The organism is Arthrobacter sp. CAN_C5, from assembly GCF_017875735.1.
GTDB lineage: Bacteria > Actinomycetota > Actinomycetes > Actinomycetales > Micrococcaceae > Arthrobacter_D.
Window position 1 is genome coordinate 2,190,211 of the sequence record NZ_JAGGMZ010000001.1, and the last position, 18,192, is coordinate 2,208,402.

Annotated in this window: 18 protein-coding genes and 3 pseudogenes; 9 read left to right on the forward strand and 12 right to left on the reverse strand. The window is 63.8% G+C overall.

Annotated features, from left to right (window positions below; genetic code table 11):
* Positions 1 to 127: 127 nt before the first annotated feature.
* Positions 128 to 931 carry an alpha/beta fold hydrolase gene (locus H4V95_RS10305; RefSeq protein WP_209730266.1) on the reverse strand — a complete coding sequence of 268 codons (804 nt, stop codon included), beginning with the start codon at positions 929 to 931 and terminating at the stop codon, positions 128 to 130.
* 318 nt (positions 932 to 1,249) lie between these two features.
* Here H4V95_RS10305 and H4V95_RS10310 point away from each other — a divergent pair, with 318 nt between their 5' ends.
* The gene (locus H4V95_RS10310) at positions 1,250 to 2,074 is read left to right on the forward strand and encodes a PhzF family phenazine biosynthesis protein (protein WP_209730268.1); all 825 of its coding nucleotides are present in this window, start codon (positions 1,250 to 1,252) and stop codon (positions 2,072 to 2,074) included.
* A gap of 322 nt (positions 2,075 to 2,396) precedes the next feature.
* On the opposite strand, the gene H4V95_RS10315 is transcribed toward H4V95_RS10310, so the two are convergent.
* The 4 genes and pseudogenes from H4V95_RS10315 to H4V95_RS10325 all read right to left on the reverse strand — a co-directional run bounded on the left by H4V95_RS10315 (position 2,397) and on the right by H4V95_RS10325 (position 5,579).
* Positions 2,397 to 2,954, reverse strand: a complete 558-nt coding sequence (locus tag H4V95_RS10315) for a GNAT family N-acetyltransferase (RefSeq protein ID WP_209730270.1) — start codon at positions 2,952 to 2,954, stop codon at positions 2,397 to 2,399.
* 88 nt (positions 2,955 to 3,042) lie between these two features.
* Positions 3,043 to 3,182, reverse strand: a pseudogene (locus H4V95_RS18945) (IS3 family transposase); the annotation flags it as partial.
* A 212-nt stretch (positions 3,183 to 3,394) separates the two neighbouring features.
* On the reverse strand, positions 3,395 to 4,240 hold the full coding sequence (locus H4V95_RS10320) for a glycoside hydrolase family 16 protein (RefSeq protein ID WP_209730272.1): 846 nt from the start codon (positions 4,238 to 4,240) through the stop codon (positions 3,395 to 3,397).
* A 109-nt stretch (positions 4,241 to 4,349) separates the two neighbouring features.
* Entirely contained in the window at positions 4,350 to 5,579 is a 1,230-nt protein-coding gene (locus H4V95_RS10325; RefSeq protein ID WP_209730273.1) for a beta-ketoacyl synthase, read from the reverse strand.
* Positions 5,580 to 5,656: 77 nt separating this feature from the next.
* On the opposite strand from H4V95_RS10325, the gene H4V95_RS10330 reads away from it, so the two are divergent.
* The 3 genes and pseudogenes from H4V95_RS10330 to H4V95_RS10340 form a co-directional block, all read left to right on the forward strand.
* Positions 5,657 to 6,262: a TetR/AcrR family transcriptional regulator C-terminal domain-containing protein gene (locus tag H4V95_RS10330; RefSeq protein WP_209730275.1), complete on the forward strand. Its 606-nt coding sequence runs from the start codon at positions 5,657 to 5,659 to the stop codon at positions 6,260 to 6,262.
* Between the two features lie 683 nt (positions 6,263 to 6,945).
* Positions 6,946 to 9,150, forward strand: a complete 2,205-nt coding sequence (locus H4V95_RS10335) for a bifunctional diguanylate cyclase/phosphodiesterase (protein ID WP_209730277.1) — start codon at positions 6,946 to 6,948, stop codon at positions 9,148 to 9,150.
* A 252-nt stretch (positions 9,151 to 9,402) separates the two neighbouring features.
* Positions 9,403 to 9,564, forward strand: a pseudogene (locus tag H4V95_RS10340) (ectoine/hydroxyectoine ABC transporter ATP-binding protein EhuA); the annotation flags it as partial.
* A 263-nt stretch (positions 9,565 to 9,827) separates the two neighbouring features.
* Here the strand turns inward: H4V95_RS10340 and H4V95_RS10345 are convergent.
* The 3 genes from H4V95_RS10345 to H4V95_RS10355 all read right to left on the reverse strand — a co-directional run bounded on the left by H4V95_RS10345 (position 9,828) and on the right by H4V95_RS10355 (position 11,863).
* Positions 9,828 to 10,118, reverse strand: coding sequence for a hypothetical protein (locus H4V95_RS10345; RefSeq protein ID WP_209730279.1), 291 nt, complete (start codon positions 10,116 to 10,118; stop codon positions 9,828 to 9,830).
* Between the two features lie 569 nt (positions 10,119 to 10,687).
* Entirely contained in the window at positions 10,688 to 10,837 is a 150-nt protein-coding gene (locus H4V95_RS18950; protein ID WP_395939871.1) for a helix-turn-helix domain-containing protein, read from the reverse strand.
* Between the two features lie 63 nt (positions 10,838 to 10,900).
* The gene (locus tag H4V95_RS10355) at positions 10,901 to 11,863 is read right to left on the reverse strand and encodes a helix-turn-helix domain-containing protein (RefSeq protein WP_209730283.1); all 963 of its coding nucleotides are present in this window, start codon (positions 11,861 to 11,863) and stop codon (positions 10,901 to 10,903) included.
* Between the two features lie 82 nt (positions 11,864 to 11,945).
* On the opposite strand from H4V95_RS10355, the gene H4V95_RS10360 reads away from it, so the two are divergent.
* From H4V95_RS10360 to H4V95_RS10375, 4 genes and pseudogenes are all read left to right on the forward strand, one after another.
* On the forward strand, positions 11,946 to 13,016 hold the full coding sequence (locus tag H4V95_RS10360; RefSeq protein ID WP_209730285.1) for an NAD(P)-dependent alcohol dehydrogenase: 1,071 nt from the start codon (positions 11,946 to 11,948) through the stop codon (positions 13,014 to 13,016).
* Positions 13,017 to 13,327: 311 nt separating this feature from the next.
* Entirely contained in the window at positions 13,328 to 13,555 is a 228-nt protein-coding gene (locus tag H4V95_RS10365) for a hypothetical protein (RefSeq protein ID WP_209730286.1), read from the forward strand.
* Positions 13,556 to 13,593: 38 nt separating this feature from the next.
* Positions 13,594 to 13,839, forward strand: a complete 246-nt coding sequence (locus H4V95_RS10370; RefSeq protein WP_209730288.1) for a hypothetical protein — start codon at positions 13,594 to 13,596, stop codon at positions 13,837 to 13,839.
* Between the two features lie 627 nt (positions 13,840 to 14,466).
* A pseudogene (locus H4V95_RS10375) lies at positions 14,467 to 14,556 on the forward strand (ectoine/hydroxyectoine ABC transporter ATP-binding protein EhuA); the annotation flags it as partial.
* A 120-nt stretch (positions 14,557 to 14,676) separates the two neighbouring features.
* On the opposite strand, the gene H4V95_RS10380 reads toward H4V95_RS10375, so the two are convergent.
* From H4V95_RS10380 to H4V95_RS10390, 3 genes are all read right to left on the reverse strand, one after another.
* The gene (locus tag H4V95_RS10380) at positions 14,677 to 14,994 is read right to left on the reverse strand and encodes a hypothetical protein (protein WP_209730290.1); all 318 of its coding nucleotides are present in this window, start codon (positions 14,992 to 14,994) and stop codon (positions 14,677 to 14,679) included.
* A gap of 170 nt (positions 14,995 to 15,164) precedes the next feature.
* The gene (locus H4V95_RS10385) at positions 15,165 to 15,419 is read right to left on the reverse strand and encodes a hypothetical protein (protein ID WP_209730292.1); all 255 of its coding nucleotides are present in this window, start codon (positions 15,417 to 15,419) and stop codon (positions 15,165 to 15,167) included.
* A 136-nt stretch (positions 15,420 to 15,555) separates the two neighbouring features.
* Positions 15,556 to 16,485, reverse strand: a complete 930-nt coding sequence (locus H4V95_RS10390) for an NAD(P)/FAD-dependent oxidoreductase (RefSeq protein ID WP_209730294.1) — start codon at positions 16,483 to 16,485, stop codon at positions 15,556 to 15,558.
* A gap of 97 nt (positions 16,486 to 16,582) precedes the next feature.
* Between H4V95_RS10390 and H4V95_RS10395 the strand changes: the two genes are divergently transcribed.
* The gene (locus H4V95_RS10395; RefSeq protein ID WP_209730296.1) at positions 16,583 to 17,179 is read left to right on the forward strand and encodes a helix-turn-helix domain-containing protein; all 597 of its coding nucleotides are present in this window, start codon (positions 16,583 to 16,585) and stop codon (positions 17,177 to 17,179) included.
* A 434-nt stretch (positions 17,180 to 17,613) separates the two neighbouring features.
* Here the strand turns inward: H4V95_RS10395 and H4V95_RS10400 are convergent, their stop codons facing one another.
* On the reverse strand, positions 17,614 to 17,784 hold the full coding sequence (locus H4V95_RS10400) for a hypothetical protein (RefSeq protein WP_209730298.1): 171 nt from the start codon (positions 17,782 to 17,784) through the stop codon (positions 17,614 to 17,616).
* Positions 17,785 to 18,192: the final 408 nt, after the last annotated feature.

Below are 18,192 nucleotides of genomic sequence, written 5' to 3' on the forward strand. Positions count from 1 at the left end.
GCCTTCCCGGTAGGTCCTGATGTCGCGCGTCCCCCTCCGGGCCGGGTTCCGCGGCGGCTGGACGTGGCGCCGGGGTGCGCCCGGCGGCACCCGCGGATCGATCGATGGGATGGCATGAGGGGTGAGGTCAGGTCCTACTGCCCTCGGTTGAGGCGACGAACGCCGTGACCATGTCGAGCAGCGGCTGAGGTGGCATCAGGGTTGTGCCGTGGTTGCGCCCGGGCAGGGCGTGAAAGCGGGCCCGGGGCATCAGGTGCGCTGCTCGTTGAGAATCCTTGTAGCGCAGGGTGTCGTCGGAGCCTGCGAAGAGCAGGGTCGGCACGTGGGCTGCCTGAAGTTGGGTCTCCGACAGCCCCGGGTCGTTGTCGCCCTGGCGCAGGAAGGCCCGCAGTGCCAGCGGGTCGTTCGCCATGAAGGCGGCGGAGGTTTGAGGATCGATGGTCCGGCCTTGTGCCTCGCCCCACCGTTGCAGGAACTCGGGCATCCCGCCTTTCCCCAGGGCGTTGTCGTAACCGGCGAAGAAGATCGAATCTATCTGTCCGGTGAGCGGACGGTACGTCCCGCCCGCGGAGGTGAAGCTTTTTATCCGGTGCGGACTGCCGGCAATGAGTGAGAAGCCAATCCTCGCGCCGGCGGAGTACCCGAAGTAATGGGCGCTCCTCACGTCCAGCGCGTCCATAACCGTGAGAATGTCGCCGGCCAGCAGTTCCATCCTGTAGTCGTCCTCGTGGTGCGGCTTGTCGCTGCGGCCATGCCCGCGCAGGTCGATGGATACGAGATGGAATTGTTCCTCGAGTGCCTTTGTGTAGCCCAGACCACGCCACACGGCGCGGGAAAGCCCGGTCCCATGGACGAGAATGACGGTGGGACCTGCCCCTGTCTGCTGATATGAGACCCGGACGCCGTCCATGGAATTGAAGGCATCGCTCATGGCTTTTCTTCTTTCCGGACAAGGACGACGTCCACTGGCGATAAGGCGGTCGCAGGTACCGCGCCCCGGTGATGCCGGGCAGGTCGTACGATCCTGCGGCCCCTGACTTTGAGGTTCCCGCCGGGGCCGGCGGCACATCGGAACCGGTGAGCTCCATATCGATCGGCGCCATGGCAGCTGCCCGCTGCCCACGATTATCGACCGTCATGCGTGGGATCACCAAAATACGCTCCGTGCGATGCGGCCTGGAGTCGACATTCAGCGCTGGTTGCGCACCTGCCTGCGAAGCGGGGATACACCGCCCGTAAGCTTCTGCTCATGGAGATCCTTAGCTACCGCGCATTCACGACACCTGACTCGAATCCTCGTTCCGGCAATATGGCCGGTGTCGTCATTGATGCCGAAGCGCTTTCCGGGGAGGACATGCTGCGCATCGCCGCTGAACTCGGCTATAGCGAGACTGCCTTCCTTAACGAAGTGACGTCCACCTCGGCGCGGGTCCGCTACTTCACGCCTTTGGACGAAATCCCTTTCTGCGGGCATGCGACGATCGCCTCGGGTGTCGCTCTTTCCCACCGCGGAGCCGGACCTGTCCTAGCCTTCCACACGAACGTGGGCGAGGTGCTGGTCGACGTCACACCTGGCGCAGCAACGCTGACCGCCGTGGAGACGGTGGTCGAACCGCTCGACGATGAACTGCTGGACCTCTTGCTTGCGGCGCTTCGTTTATCGCGCGGTGATCTTGATCCGGCCCTGCCGGCAGCATTCATACGCGGTGCCAACCCTCATCCCATCGTGTTCGTGGGACCGGACGTCCTGGCCTCCCTCGATCACGATCATGCGGCTGTTCTCGCGCTTCAGAACCGCGAGGCGTGGAACGGCACCGTTCCGGTCGTGCACCGGCACTCCCCCACCCATTTCGTATCCCGCAACCCGTTCCCCCGTGGAGGAATCCGCGAGGATCCCGCCACCGGCTCGGCCGCAGCGGGTCTGGGCTCGTATCTGCGCGCCGGCGGGCACGTGGAACTCCCAGCCGTCATCAGAATTGAACAGGGCGCGGAAACGGGCCGGCCCTCGCTGCTCGTTGTGGAGATCCCACTCCAGGGGCGCATACGCGTCACAGGAACGGCATCCGTGTCATAGCCCCAGGGCGGGCGCGGCGCGGGGTACTCCAACTCGAGGTTGGCTGCACGGTCAGCCCCGGAGGTCTGATGGGTGTGCAGGCGGGCATGAGCACCTAGCTGTCCGGAATCCTCTGCATCAGTTTTAGTGGAAAATTCAGGTCTCGACGTTGAAGCCGGTGATAGGTGGAGGTGAAGAGCCGGCCTAATCGCGGTGGTCTGGGCGTGACCGATCGGGTCATTGGTGCTGTGGAGCTGGTCGTTCGGCCGCGGTTTTCTGTGCTGAGTCCGTTGCGCTGCTGGCCGATGACGAGGGTGGGCGCCGCTGCTTGGCGCTTCTGAGCTCACACCGAACGCGTCGCCCCCGGCCATTCCTCGGCGAGCAGCGACCACACCTGCATGTCGTGGAAAGCTCCGCTGTTGAGCCACGCCTCGCGCAGGACGCCTTCGAGGGTCATCCCGAGTCGGGCCGCCACGGCTGAGCTTCTGCTGTTGTCGGCCCGGCATCGCCATTCCGCCCGGTTCAGGCCTCGCACTTCGAACGCCCAGCGGAGCAGCTCGCGGCAGGCCGAGGTGATGTAACCGTGTCCTTCCGCGCCGGGTTCGAGCCAGCATCCGATTTCGCAGGTTCCCGCCGCCGCATTGAACTCGACGAACATGACTCCTCCCACGAGTCGGCCGCGGGACCAGATCCCGAAAATGCGGTCGCCGTCGTTGGCCGCACTCTCGGCGTAGCGGGTGAGGGTCGCGCGGGCACCATCCACATCATCGGAGACGAAGGACGAGCCAACCCATGGACGGATGTGCTCGAGGGCGCGCTCCATGTGCTGGGCGAACTCCTCGGCCTGCCAGGGCTCGAGGGAACGCAGCTCGGCATTGGGAGAGATCGTTGTGGTCAGCATGCGTCAGATCCTAAGAGGCGTGTCGTTGAAGTCGGGAGAGGAATCGGTACCTCGGGGACTGCCCCGGCTTTTGTTGACTCGGGTTGGAGGCCGCGGTGGGCGCGGTCCGGTTTAGTGTTTCATATTCGATGGGCCTGAGCTTTCCCAGCCGTCGTTGCGCCGGCACCGGTGATGTGCCCGCTCAATCGACGTCGTGGTTGCTGGCAGAAGTTCCTGGCGGGTGCTCCATCATGGGCGGCCCAAGACGTTCTTGTGCTCACATGCCAATCCTTCTCATCAAGCTGATGGGCCAGGAGTGTCGCGGCGATTCCCGAAAGCTCAGAGAACGGAGCCGGAACTCACGATCGGGTTCGCCACGGTTCCAGCCAGTCGTGTTCCATCTGACGAAACGAGCACTGGGAGGTGCGGCTGAGGGGGCGAATGGAGCCCCGGGTGGACCGTCATCCTTCGGGAGCCGCGGCTGCCGCGGATGCGCGTCGGTAGCCGCGGACCCAGTCGATAAGGAACTTCTTCGGATAGGTGGAAGGAGCTCCGCGCTCGAATTCGTAGACGTTCAGCATGAGCTGCATTGCGTAGTTCGGGGACTGCCGTGTGTGGGCAACGAGCTGGTCGTCAAAGTAGAAGCTGACACCCTCCGGAGTCCAATCGGCACTGTAGGTGTGGAATTCGGTGACATCGGCGGCCAGTTGAATTTTCAGGAACTCATCCTGCAGGAGCGGGTCTCCGAAGGGGTGTATTCCGAGCCCGGTTGTTGCGGTGTCTGGGCCTATGTCGGAACCGAAAATCTCGAAAATGCAGATTTCTGCTGATCGTTCAGGGAGGTCTTCGAAGCCGATCATCCACAGGGCCACCATGTTCGTGGGGTCGGCGATGGCAGCAACGCGGGCTTCGACGAGCCCGTAGTGAGGGGTGTACAGGCGCTGCTCAGTCTGGGCCTCGGACACGGTGAGTCCCTGCGCGAACTTGTGCTGGCCGATGGTGCTCCCCAGCGGACCGGAGAAGACTCCGGTCTGAAGGTTGGAAACCCGCAGCTCGCCGTTGTGTTCTGGGGACCACGGCGGCTGGTCCTCTTCAATCATGAGAGCCAGCGTTCCCGGTTCGAACTGATACCTGGCCCGTGAGAGTTCGGTGCTGCTCCATTGCGGGAGGTAGCTCGGTATCCACTTGGTGCTGTCTAGCTTCGGCCCCTCGAAAGTGTCGCTGAACTCCAGAACGTAGGGGCTGCGGTCCAGGCGCTGGCCTGCGGTGTCTTGATCCAGGGCTGTGCGGTCACTGTCTTTACTCATCTGACGGCTTTCCTTTCTCCGGGTTTGCGTGGATCCCCGTCCTTATGCGCTCGGGTGGATGACCCTATAAGGGTTCAGCTGCTGTAGAAGCCGGTGAATGTCCCGGCGGTTAGTCCTTGCTGAAGACCAGGCACACGTTTTGACCACCAAATCCGAAGGAGTTTGAGATTACTGCGTTTTGCGTCCCGTGACGCGGCGCCATGACAACGTCCAGCCCTATCTCGGGGTCGATGTTTCCGTCGTGAAGATTGCGGGTCGGCGGGATAACACCCTGTGCGATGCTTTGAACCGCCAAGATGGCTTCGACTGCTCCGGCGGCTCCAAAGAGGTGGCTCAAGGAAGCCTTGGGCGCGGTCACCACTGCGGCGTCACCAAACACGGTCCTGATGGCCCTTGCTTCCGAAAGGTCACCGACAGTCGTCCCGGTGGCATGCGCGTTGATGTGCCCTACGTCTGTTGTGCTTATGCCGGCGTCCCTCAGAGCTTTATGGATGGCGGTGATTTGACCTGCCCCGTCCTCCGCGGGCGCAGTCATGTGGAATGCGTCGGAGGCGATACCCACTCCCCGGAGGACCGCATGGATAGCAGCACCGCGGGCCTTGGCATGCTGAGCGCTTTCCAGCACCAGTATGCCGGCACCTTCACCCAGGACGAACCCGTCGCGGTCCGCCGCAAAGGGACGCGATGCTGAGCCTGGCTCGGAGGTACGCGTTGACAGTGCACGGGTCTGGAGAAAAGCTGCGACGGTGATCGGAGTGATTGCAGCCTCAGTACCGCCGGCGATGACCACGTCGGCTTCGCCGGAACGAATCAGCCGGGTTGCCTGAACCAGCGCTTCGGCCCCGGAGGAACACGCCGAGACGGGCGTATACGAACCTGCCTTGGCGCCGTAACGGATACTCAACGCCGCAGCCGGGCCGTTGGGCATCAGCATCGGCACGGTTCGTGGTGAGACCCTGCGCTGGCCCCGGCGCTCAAGAACGTCGTCCTCCTGGAGCAGGGTCCTGATCCCTCCGACACCAGTTCCGACGACCACGGCCAGCCGGGTGCCATCCACCTCGGGGCTGCCGGCGTTTGCCCACGCCTCCGCCGCCGCAACCATGGCAGCTTGTTGAACGCGGTCCAGCCGTTTTGCCTCCACAGGGCTAAGGGACGTTGCCGGGTCTACCGCCATCGGAGCGGCGATGGTCATTGAAAGCCCACTGGCCTGCAGGAAGTCCATGCCGACGTCCCGGATCCCGGAACCTCCGGCCAAGAGCGAGTTCCACGTCGCGGCCACGTTTCCGCCCAGGGGCGTTGAGGCCCCCATCCCTGTTACCGCAATTTCCGTCGCATCCATGGCAATCTCTCTGTTACGCCGATTATCTTGTATGGCATACAACATAACCGGTTAGTTGTATCGGATACAATTTCGGTATGGAGGTTGGGCCCAAGAGAGGGCGTCGTGTGGAAGTTCCCTCTCAGGCGCGTGGACATTCAACCCGTCGGAGGATCCTGGCCAGCGCCGAGCAGCTCTTCCTTGCCGAACCTACAGGTGACGTCAGCGTGGCGGCTATTGCCGCGGCCGCTGGCGCTTTCCCTTCCCAGGTGACCTACTATTTCGGTTCGAAGGACTCGCTCTTCATCCACGCAGCGTTTCTGGCCCTGCTCCATGACGCCAAACGCGTTGAGGCCGTCGGGGTCGCAGCGCTCAGTCCGTCATCCTTCCGCAGCGCCATGGCGCGAACAGTGCTGATTCTGCCCTCAATGCCGCTTGTTGTCCGCGCCTTGGCGGTGGGAACCTCGCGTCCGGACCTGGCGCCGGTCGTTGACCAGCATCTGAACGTACTGTTCCGCCAATCCGAGCGATACCTCACCCGCCTGCTGAAGCAACGAGAGTGGCAGATCGAACGTCCTCTGCCGGTCGAAACCAGAACCTTTTGGAGCGCAGCGTTCGGAGCAGCACTCCTTTCCCAGGCGGGAGTCGCAGGAAACAGCAACGATCTCGATCTTGCAGGCACATTGACCGTCAGAAGCGAATGAGATCCATCAGCGCACACAATAGGTCCAGGTGAAGGCCCCGGACGACGTGGGGAAGCTGCCGGTTTGAGCCAGCAGTGTCATACGCGCCGTTATCGGCGGTTGAGCCTCCTGAGCGCGGGCCCCTGCGGCTGTTTTCACACCGTGGCACACACTTCCCGTCGAGTTCCGTTCAGGTCCCGCCGAAGGTGCGGCCGACAGGTGCCCAGAACGCCGCCCGGCGGCACCGAGTGGACCTGACCGGCGCAGATGTACATGACGATCAAACCCGCCACTCCAGCCGGGACCAATCTCAGGCTGAGCATTACCGGGACCGGACAGCGAAACCTGCGCACCGCGGTGCCGGCGAGAAGAATGATCCCGCACCCGCCTTGGAGGCTCCACTACACCGGCCTTGGGTGTTCCATAGCCGCGGAGCTGGGGAAGGACGCACCCGGGTTGATTTGGCGGTAGGCCAGGATGGGTATGGGGAGCCCCCGCTGTGGTCGGGAGTCGGCAGCAGGAATTCTCCTATTTCATGGCGGACTGGGCGCAAGCCGGGACGGTTCCGGCCCTGCGGTACGCTGAACGTCTCGGAGGCTCGGGTCAGATGCTGGGGATAGGTGACAACAGGCGTGAATGGGAAGGTGAATTTTCCAAGGTCGCTGAGTCATTTCCGGCGGTGGCTTGTGTGGTTGATGTGGGTTTTGGTCGGGCTTCAGCTGGTCGATGTGTGGTGGCATGGCGATGGGCCGGATCGGATTGTGGAGGGCGGGCTGTGGGTGTCGGCCCAGTGGTTCGCTGTGGCCTTGTGCTGGCTGGCTGCCTTCCGCGCGAGGGCCCGACGCGCCCTTGTTCTGGTGTCCTCCGCCTGTTCGTCCTACGCTGCCGGCACCACCTTTTACGTTTTGGCTCCGGCCGAAGCAGGTTCTCTTTCCGCTGATATCTGCTGGCTGCTGTTTTATCCCCTGATCCTTGGCGGGTTGTTGCTGTCCCTGTTCCGAGGACGGAAGTGGGCCTTGTCGGTGCTGCTGGACGGCCTGATCGGTGCCCTCGGCGCTGCCGCGGTCCTGGCGATGCTTTTCAGCCCGATCCTGCCTGCGGATAGGGGGGTGCCTTCGTGGGGTGTGGCCGCCACGATGGCTTATCCGCTCTTCGACCTGCTCTTTTTGGCGGTGGCTGCCGGGATTGCTGGGGTGCCCGGCCTGGCCGGGGGCCGCCAGGGGCTCTTCCTGATGCTCGGCTTTGGTCTTTTCGCCGCGGCAGATGTCCTCTACGCCTTTCGGGTATCCGGCGGGGGTCATCAAAGCGGCATTGAGCTGGAAGCGGGGTGGACGATCGGCCTGTGCCTGGTGGCCATGTGGGCCGACCTTCTGGGGCGCCCGGGCCGGGGGGCGGCCTCCGCACGCACCAGATCCTGGGCGCCGGTGGTTCCGGCCGTTGCCACGGCCGCAGGTCTGGGCGTTCTGGTAGTGGGCACCCGGGTTGCCGTATCCGATCTTGTGGTGGGGCTGGCGGGTATGACTCTTTTGACCGCAGGTGCACGCACACAGCTGGCGTTCCGGCAGCTGGTCACGTTAGGGGAGGTGCGCCGGCAATCCCGCACGGACGAACTGACCGGCCTGCCGAACCGCCGCGCCCTCTATGCCGACGTTCCCGAACGGTTGAAGGCCCGCAAGGGCAGCCGCAGTGCTTTCCTGCTCCTGGATGTGGATCGTTTCAAGGAAGTCAATGACAGCCTCGGCCATGACGTCGGTGACGTCCTGCTGACGCAGATCGGGGATCGGCTGTCCCGGTGCCTGCGGGCCGGAGACCTGATAGCGCGCATTGGCGGGGATGAGTTTGCGATACTTCTTGACGGTGCCGGTGGCGGGGAGGCCAGGAGGGTGGCCGTCAAGCTGCAGGCCGCCTTCGCCGCGCCCTTCACGCTTGAAGGCATCGCGTTGCAGATCAGCCTCAGTGTCGGGATCGCACTGTTCCCCGAGGAGGGAAACGACCTGAAAGTTTTGATGCGGAAGGCGGATATGGCCATGTATAAGGCCAAATCATCCCGCAGTGGCCACCACGTGTTCGTCAGGGAGGATAACTGCGGCGGGGAGGAAAGACTCAGAACCCTGCAGGAGCTGCGAACTGCGCTGGCCGACAATGAATTTGTCCTGCACTACCAGCCCAAGATCGATCTGAACTCGGGCCGGATAGAAGCCGTGGAAGCCCTCGTGCGTTGGGACCACCCACGCCGCGGTCTGCTCTACCCCGATTCGTTCCTTTTCCTCACCGAGGAGGCAGGACTCATGAACGATCTCACCGACAGAGTGCTCAACCTGGCCTTGAATCAAGCCGCGGTCTGGCAGTCACAGGGGAATCCCCTTTCCGTCGCGGTCAACCTTCCGGCCGGTTCCCTCATCGATACGGAACTGCCCGACCGGATCCTCACCCTGACCCAGGACCGTCTCCTTCCCCCCTCGGCCCTGATGCTGGAGATCACGGAGGAGTCCCTGATCCTCAACATAAGCCGCGCGAAGGACGTCCTGCACCGGCTTAAGGATGGTGGCATCCGGGTGGCGATCGATGATTTCGGTACCGGTTACAGTTCGTTGGCCTACCTGCGCGACCTGCCCATCAGCGAGCTCAAACTCGACCGCTCCTTCATCCTTCCAATGTCTGAAGACCCTCGAGCCGCAGCCCTGGTCGCCTCGACCATCAACTTGGCCCACACCCTGGGACTGACCGTGGTCGCCGAAGGCGTCGAGAGCGCATCAACCCTCGACCAGCTCGCTCGGGCCGGATGCGACCAGGCGCAGGGCTTTCACATCCTTGGGCCCGTGCAGGCCGCGGCTCTGGACGACTGGATGGCTGCGCGCTGCTCCCATCAGGACCCGCGCAAGGCACGGACCGCCCCGGATTCTCTGTAACATCCCGCAACAAGGTTGGCGACCTTACCGGCGTGAGGGACAAGCCGGCGCTTGGTGAAGACCCCGGCTGATACCAGCCCGCCGGCATGGACGCTGATGGGACAGTTCTCTCTCCTTCGCCCACGACCACGCGAACCATCTGCGCACCGGTGAAGCCTCCTCCTGCGCCTCTTCCGGTGATCCAGGTCGGTCGCCGAAAAGGGCACAGCCGCAACACCACCAACACTGGGTTCGGGAACCAACCCTGCATTCGTCACGATGATTGCCGTGACCCATGAGATGGGTTTTGCCCGTGAGGTCGCCGACTCGCTGGTCTTTATGGACGGCGGTGTGGTTGTTGAAACCGGTGATCCGCATCAGGTCCTCACCGCACCGCGCCACGCACGGACCAAAGCGTTCCTGTCAAAGGTCTAATAGGACCTGCTGTCTCCATGCAGTGCCTCGAGCAGTGCATGGAGACCCGGTTGCCGATCCCGCGGTGCCCGCGGCACGGGACCCAACATGGGCTGACGCGCCCGACAAAGCGTCGCCCTGGTGGATCTTGTCACGGCCCAGTTCGCGGTGATGCTCGACACCGCAGTCGTAAACGTTGCACTCCGTTCTCATAACACTTCCGGCTCGGCCCTTCGCGTTAAGTGCCGGCCGCAGCGCTGGCGCCGTCAGGGTGCCTTCGTGGGCTAGGCGACCTCAGCCAGGAGCGCAGGCTGTCCGACGAGGCTTTCCGCGGCGACAAGCGGGGCGAGCAGCAGGGAGGCCTGCGCCTCGGTGAGCAGTTCGGGAAAGCTGAGGGCGAGCTGAGCCATGGTCAGTGCCGCGACCACCCAATAGGTTCCCTCCACCCCGCCCATGATCCCGGTCACCATCGAGCGCAGGGCAGGGCTGTCGATCCGACGGGTCCGGGATGCCAGACGGACCGCGGCGCACCTGAAGAGGATGTGGGACTGAGTGACTTCGTAGCATTCAGCCATGGCTTGAAGCTGCTCAACCGTCCAGTCCGTGCACGCAATGCGCTCAGCGAGAATGGTTGTGGTTCTGAGAGCCGGCGGCAAGATGGGTGCGGAGCTGCACATGATCTGTCCTTAGGACGTAATTAGCGATGTAAGCCATCGGCCTATGCATTCTGGGTCCTTCAGGGGGTGACAGGAAGGGTGCCGAATGATGGCGGAGAACGAATCCGGCGCTGAACGCGGTGTCGAGCGGACAGCAACGGAACCGCAGACGGTAATCCGTGAACTTCTCTTATTGATACCCGTACCCCCATAGGGTATACCCTGCAGAAGGTAAGTTCAAGGTGCTCGCCTTGAACAGCAAGGGTGGGACTGCGCCATGAGATCCTTTCGCGGGCCTTCCTTTGCTCAAGGTGGTGCCCATTTCACTAGTGAGGCAGGACGCCCGTACCACTGGCATCGGAGCCACCGGGTGAATCCAGTGCGGACGATGCGCACACCGATCGGAAGCAACTGCTTGGCCGTGGCCCTTTCATCGGTCCGCATGTTCCATGGGACCACCAGCCTAAGTCCGGCGGGTATGGACCAAGCTATAGAATCTGGCCCCCGGAGGTGGTGATCTCACCATCCTCACCGGAACCCGTTCGCTCGGATTCAGCAACTCCCAGGTCTAGGTAGCGGTACACCGTGGCGCGGCTGACCCCGACGATCTTTCCAATGTCTTTGGAGTATCCGGCCATCGTGGAAAGCACTCCGCACAAGCACTGTTGTCGGCGGTGCTGGACTTAACTGGAGCGAAAAGACTATTCGGCTGACGTGCGTTTGACGAACCGTTTGCGGTATTCGGTCGGTGTGATGCCGATCAGCCGCGTGAAGTGGTGCCTGAGCAGCGGCGCCGTTCCGAATCCGGACTCAGCGGCGACGTCCTCGACGGAAAGGCGCGTATCTTCGAGCAGTTCCTGCACGCGGGCTACTCGTTGGCGCGTAAGCCATGCATGTGGTGTGAGTCCGACTTCGGCCATGAACCGACGTGTGAGGGTCCGTTGAGCAACGCCGGCAACCCGTGCCATGGCAGCGACCGTGATGGTGTGCGCAATATTCTCCGTCATCCAGTCCAGCGTAGGCTGCAGGCTCTGTTCGGATCGGGCGACCGCGGGTCTTTCGATGAACTGTTTTTGGCCGCCGTCCCGGTGGGGTGAGACGACCATGCGCCGGGCGATGCGGTTCGCCACAGCGGTGCCGAGTTCTGTGCGAACGACGTGCAGGCACGCGTCGATCCCTGCAGCGGTGCCGGCGCTGCTGATGATCCTTCCGTCCTGGGCGTAGAGGATGTCAGCGTCGACGCGCACCTGGGGGTATTCCCGAGCCAGCCGGTCGGCGTAGCGCCAGTGTATGGCCACAGTGCGGTCATTCAGGAGACCGGCAGCTGCCAGGGCAAAGGCCCCCGAGCACAGTGACATCACGTAGGCGCCACGGTGATCAGCGTCGCGTATCGCGGTTAGTACCGCTTCACTCGGTGTGGCGGTCAGCAATGAGGAGGGGACGGCGACCAGATCAGCGCCTGCGGCTGCATGAAGGCTATGGGCCGCCGTCACGAACGTGCCGGGGCCCGCATCGAGAGGTTCATCGGGATTTTCGGTGCAGACCACGTACTCGAACTTCGGCACTCCGTCGGCGGAACGATCGACTCCGAAGACTTCCGTGAGCACGCCGAACTCAAACAGGGCAACGGGTGGTTGCAGGATGACAGCGACTTTCTTCAGCACTCAACCAGTATGGCCTGATCTTGACGATAATAAGCGTTTATGCCACTGGAATGGTGTGGGCCGTGGCAGGACGATGGATGCTATGACTCACAATCTCGACGATTCCTCCTCCGCTCCGACCAATGCACCGGACCTCATGACGGCGTGGACCACGGGTGGTGATGGCATCGAAAACCTTGCCGCTTCGCGCGTCCCCGTGCCGCAACCGGGACGCGGCGAGGTGCTGGTGAAGATCACGGCTCTCTCGGTGAACTACCGCGACCTCATGGTGATCAATGGAATGGACGGTTGGAAGCCCGCGCGCCAGGTGGTCCCGGTTTCCGATGCCGTCGGCACCGTGGTCGGCGTCGGAGAGGGCGTGGACAGGTTCGATCTGGGGGACCGCATATCGGCCATGTTTCTGCCAAAGTGGCGCTCCGGTGCGCTCACGCGCGAAACCTACGTTGATCCGGTCGGCGGGCCGGTCAACCGTGGCATGCTGGCCGAATACGTGGTTCTGGATCAAGACGCCGCCGTGGCAGCGCCGCGCACCCTCGATGACGAACACGCCGCGGCCCTCCCCGTGGCAGCCGTGACGGCCTGGCACGCCGTGGCACGGCGCAGCCGCGTCCAGCCAGGTGAGACGGTGCTGATCCACGGCACCGGAGGTGTGTCCCTGTTCGCGTTGCAGTTCGTCCTCGCGCTCGGCGGAATTCCCATCATCACCTCCAGCAGCGACCAGAAACTGGACAGGGCGCGCCGCCTCGGGGCCGCCCACACGGTCAACTACAGCACCACCCCTGATATCGCCGCGGAAGTCATGAAAATCACTGCCGGAGACGGGGTTGATCATGTGATGGAAACGATCGGCGGGGAGAACCTCAATCAGTCACTCAGAGCAGTGAAACTCGGTGGAACAATTAGCTTCATTGGACTTATTGCGGGCCTGGCCGCAAAGGTCAACACCTACGAGTTCGTCACTAAGAATGTGACAATCCACGGCATCGAAACTGGATCCCGGGACATGTTCGAAGAGATGGTTCGGTTCATTGATGAACACCGGATCGTTCCCGTCCTCGACTCGATCTACAGCATTCATCAGATTGGTGAGGCTCTGCAGCACCTGGCACAGGGCAGGCATCTCGGAAAAATTGTGATCACGGAAAAATTGTGATCACGACATCTTCCGTGGATCACCAGAAGCCCGCCTCCCTAAGCACAACTAGGCGGGAAACATGAGTCCCGATTCCGCCCAGCGGATCGGCACCTGGGCACGGCAGAGCGGTTACACGCCGTGCATGGCGAATGAGAGTTTCGAAATTGGTGGGGAGGTTTTTCCCATGGAATGGGAAGGGGCACCCTCCGCAAGGGAGGTCCTGCGGCTCGTCTGTCCCGTGCCCCCGCACGTTGTCTAGCGTGCCGTGCTGCACCACCCCTCTATCTGTGTCCATCCCGCAGTTCCACCACTTCTGCTTAGGAGAACAAGTGTCTCTGCTCATCGTCCTCTCGTTGACCCTCGCCGTCTTTGCCCGCGTCGGGTGGGAATCGCAGCCCATCCGGGAACGGATGCCCTTCACCCAGTGGAGGGCTCTCGATCTCTTCGCTAATGCCCATCGGGGCCTGGTGCTGTGCTCAAAATCGTCCGTCCCGTCAGACCGGCTGCGCCCCGATCCCTGGGGGACGCCCGCGGGTCCTTCCCAGCCCGTGGCCTAGCGCCGCGTTCAATCCATCAAGCACGCAGGTGAATACCGATGCCGAACTATCTGCCCGAATACATACTGAGCATCCACGATGCCGAGTTGACCAGGTTCCTTGTGGCCGCCGAGCACCGCCGGAACGTCGGACGCCGGTCGGCGGGCAGCACGGACCCGGTCCGTGAACGCCCCGCCTTCACACTACGGAGGGGATTCCTGAAGTCGCTGGCGGCGGCACGGAAGCTGTGGGGCGCGGTGATCCCGCGGCCTGTGCAGGCGCCTCCCCGTGACAGCTGCCCTTGATCGACCGCCCGACCCCGCGGAGATCTGCATGACCGGGCCTGTGTCCGGAACTCCCGCTTTCGGCCGGCGTTAACTGAAGGGGTTTTTAATCAGGACCCGGTTGCCGGGAGTTCAGCGGGCCGGTCCAAGACCAAGGCCGCGAGCACCGCCGCCTAGATCCGACGGAACCGAGGACGTAGGCCGGTGTCGACATGGCAGCCACCGGCTTTTCCTCTGGATCCCCCGCGCAGTACGCCAGATCCATCTCGATCGCTGCGCTCAGGCAGGTTGCATGGTTTCTTTCACTTGGCGATCGCTGAGGCGCCAAGGTCTCATGTGCGCTGTTGTCGGCGGTGAGGTGCATTGCAACAATCGACTGACGATCTGGCACCGCCCAGCGCTACCGTTGTCGACCTGGTACCTACGCCGGACTAAGCCTGGTACCTACGCCGGACTAAGCAAAACCAGCCGCCCGCCGATCATCCACTCTGATACGGCAATGACGCCCATCTTATTGATTGCGATCCCATGGGGGCTTCGAAAGGTGCCGGCTTCAAGTCGGGGGCGTTCGACTACTTTGCCGTTTGGGGCGTTGGGCCAGCCCTCCTCCGTCGATTCGAGCGGAGCGCCCAGTACGGCTGCGAAGTCGTCCTGGATGTGATGAAGGAGCTTGCCTCCACCGGCATGACGATAATTGTCGTGACCCATGAGATGGGTTTTGCCCGTGAGGTCGCCGACTCGCGAGCCCTACCCGGGCCTTGCGTTGGTGCCGCGTGACGACGTCACGGGCGGATTGCCGTGTGGATGCGGGCGCGGGTGTGGTTCCCGGGGACGGGACCGGGGTGGATGCGGGGCTGCTCATGATCTTCCTTGCGACGTGGTGTGGGGTGTGGGCCAGCCGGAGCCGGCCGCCGGATCCGTTTCTTCAGTGGGTGCTGAAGAATCGATGGCATTCATTCGGGCTGAGAAGCGGCGGCCGTCGGCGAGAAGGAGCCCTTGGATGGTGGCTGAGAAATCGTTGATCGTCGCACACATCCAATCGAGTGCGTCGCGGTCCTCGGTGTCGAACGCAGGGTTTTGACCTGCCTGAATGATCACCGCTGCGACGGCATTCAGGCGGTCCGCCACAGATCGAAGGGTTTCTGGGTGCCGGTCATGGTTTTCGTCCTGCGGCATGCGGGTGCCTTTCCTGATCCGAACGCATCGGTGTTTTGCCGCTTTGCGGAATGCCCAATGAACAGTCGGGGCTGGATACCAGCGGCTACTTTTCGAGGGCGGGATGTAACCGCGGAGGGACCCGAGAGGGCCGCCCGGGCTGCCGGCCCGGCTGTGGGCCCTCTCCGCGATCAGGCTTTTTGGTGTCCGCGGGCCAGGAGGCGGCCGCGGAGGCGGTGGAGGTGGGGCATGATGCCGTAGATCACGATGGGGACCGCGATGGTGGCCAGGACGAAGGTGCGCAGGACCGGGTGAAGCAGGTCAAGCCACTGCCCGAAGACGAGGTTAATCACGGTCAAGGTCGGAAAGACCGCGATCCAGATCATTAGGGCCAGCTGGTGTTTGGTTGGGGGGGCCGGGCGGTGCGTGGCGGCGGGGGCGGTCATGGGTGCTCCTGGGGCTTCGTGGGGTTGATCGGTGTGGGGTTGATCGGTGTGGGGTTGATCGGGGTTGATTGGGGTGGGGGTTGATCGGTGGATGGGGTTGATAAGTGGATGGGGGCAAGGGTGGGGGTTTTGCGGGTTAGAGGCCCAGGTTGAAGGCGCGCACGGCGTCTTTGATGTCGGCCTCGACCAGGTCGGCGTTGATCGCCATGGCGGCGGCGGATCCTTCCCCGGCTGCGGTGATGACCTGGGCCCGCGGGTTCGCGACGTTGCCCGCCACCCAGAGGCCGGCAACGGTGGTGAGCCCGGTGCCGTCCTTCACGGGCCAGCCGGCCTCGTCGGTTTCGCAGCCGGCCCCGGTGAGCAGCGCGCTGTTGGGGACAAAGCGCGGCGGCACGAACACGGCATCCCGGCGGATCAGGCGCCCGTCGTCGAGTTCGACCCCGGCCAGGCGCCCGCCTTCCACCACGACCCGCCGCACTGTGCCTTCGACGATTCCGATGGCGCGGGCGACCAGCCCGGCGCGTTCGGGCACGCTTAGGGATCCGGGCGGGGCAAACAGGACCAGGTCGTGAGTCCACTGGCGGATGATCTGGGCATAACGCACCGCGTCGGCGGATCCGCCCAGGACCCCCAGCTGCTGGTCGCGGACCTCGTAGCCGTGGCAGTACGGGCAGTGCAGCACATCCCGGGCCCACCGGTCGGTAAGGCCCTCGACGGCGGGCAGTTCATCGCGCAGCCCGGTGGCTACGAGCAGGCGCCGGGCCGAGACCCGCCGGCCGCCGGCCAGCAGCACCTGGAATCCTTCCGGGCCGCAGCGGATCAGCTCCGTTACGGTCCCTTCGAGGATTTCGCCCCCGTAGCCCTTGACCTCGGCCCGACCGGCGGAGAGCAGCTCGCCCGGGGGCATCCCGTCGGCGGAGAGGAAGCCGTGGAGGTGGGGGGCCGGGGCGTTGCGCGGGGCACCGGAGTCGATCACCAGAACCCTGCGGCGGGCCCGGGACAGTACCAGGGCCGCCGAAAGTCCGGCGGCGCTGCCGCCGATAATCACTACGTCATAATCGCTCATGCCTTCACGATCTCCGCGGACGGCCTATCCGCCAAGGAACGTTGCCGTTTCCGGGAAACCAGGCACCATCCGGGCCCGTAGGTGATTGGATAGGCCTGTGGACGATCCAACACCTCTGATCACCGCGACGCTCGACCAGGTCGGGCCCCGGCTGAAACGGCTGCGCACCCGGCGCGGAGTGACTCTGACCGGCCTCGCGGGGACCACCGGGATTTCCAAGAGCACGCTCTCCCGCCTGGAAACCGGCCAGCGGCGCCCGACCCTTGAACTGCTCCTGCCCCTGGCCCTGGCCTTCGACGTGCCCCTGGATGAACTGGTCGGCGCCCCCGACGTCGGAGACCCGCGCATCCGCCTCAAACCCCGCACCGCCAACGGGCGTACCGTCGTCCCGCTGACCCGCCAGCCCGGAGGCATGCAGGCCTGGAAGATCGTCATCCCCACCTCCAAGGTCGACCCCGAACTGCGGGCCCACGAAGGCTACGAATGGTTGTACGTCCTCTCCGGCAGCATGCGCCTTGTTCTCGGAGAGCACGACCTGATCCTCGGCCCCGGTGAAGTGGCCGAATTCGACACCCGCCTACCGCACTGGTTCGGCAGCACCGGAGACCGGCCGGCAGAAGTACTCAGCGTCTTCGGCGGGCAGGGCGAGCGGATGCACGTCCGCGCGAGATCCACCAAGGGAGAGATCCCATAACGCCTTTGCAAACCAAGCCATTTATGAGGGCGGGCTGCGAGCTTCAGGCCTGTTCCCACATGTGCCTCTTCGTTGTCGGGACGATGCCCGCTTCCCGGTGTGGGGCACTCCCCGCAACAGCAACCGGGCAGGACTTCCGTCAACGTCATATGCACTGTTATCGGCCCCCGCGCTCTTTCAATGCAGGTCCGTCCCCATGCCGCTGGCAATCTTTCGTCATCTGGAGCGCGGAGATCCCTGCCTCGATGGGGTGAGTGTCTGTCCTGCGAATGGCAATGAACGGAGTGACGGTCCGCAGCACTCCGGTAAAGCCGCCCGTCGTCCGCGAGCCGGCTACCAAATCAAGGCTCCCCGCCGCGGATCATGGCCGGGTATGAGGTCGTACTCCTGGACGAATGGCTCATGGGAGAGGAGTTCACCGGGGCTTAGGTTCCTTAATCGGGCAGTGGCGGTCCGAGGCGGTGGACGTCCGGCTCGTCGTCCACGATGGTATTCAAGATGGAGGTCACACCCAGATTTCCCGCGCCGAAACAACCTGTGGGGGCGGTTTGATCGATGACGGGGACGCTGAGGGTGGTGAATCCATCCACGCTATTCGTAGGCATGAGTCCCGCAAATCAGTCGTGCCAGGTTGAATCAAGGTGGCCCGCGAGACGGATTTTGGACCGGCTCATGCCACTGCGCGGTCGTTGCGGACCTCGTCCGCGCCTATCCGCAACACTGCGGCGTTCCGGCGCTGGCCGGCCCGGGAGGGCAGCCGGGCCGGACACGGGCGAGGCCTATAGGGACGGCGGCCATGCGTCCGAGTGTTTGGAGCAGCAGTCACCAGCGACCGGCGTGAGGGCGGCCGCGGCGGTCAGCAGGACCCCGGCGCCGCGAGAAAGGAACCCGGTATGGATGACGGAAAGGCCCAAGAGGGGCGTGCTTACGACATAAAGCAGGCCTTCCACTATCGCCTGCTCCGTCTACACACGGGTAACGTCGAAGAGGTCAAACAGCAGAATCGTCATCCG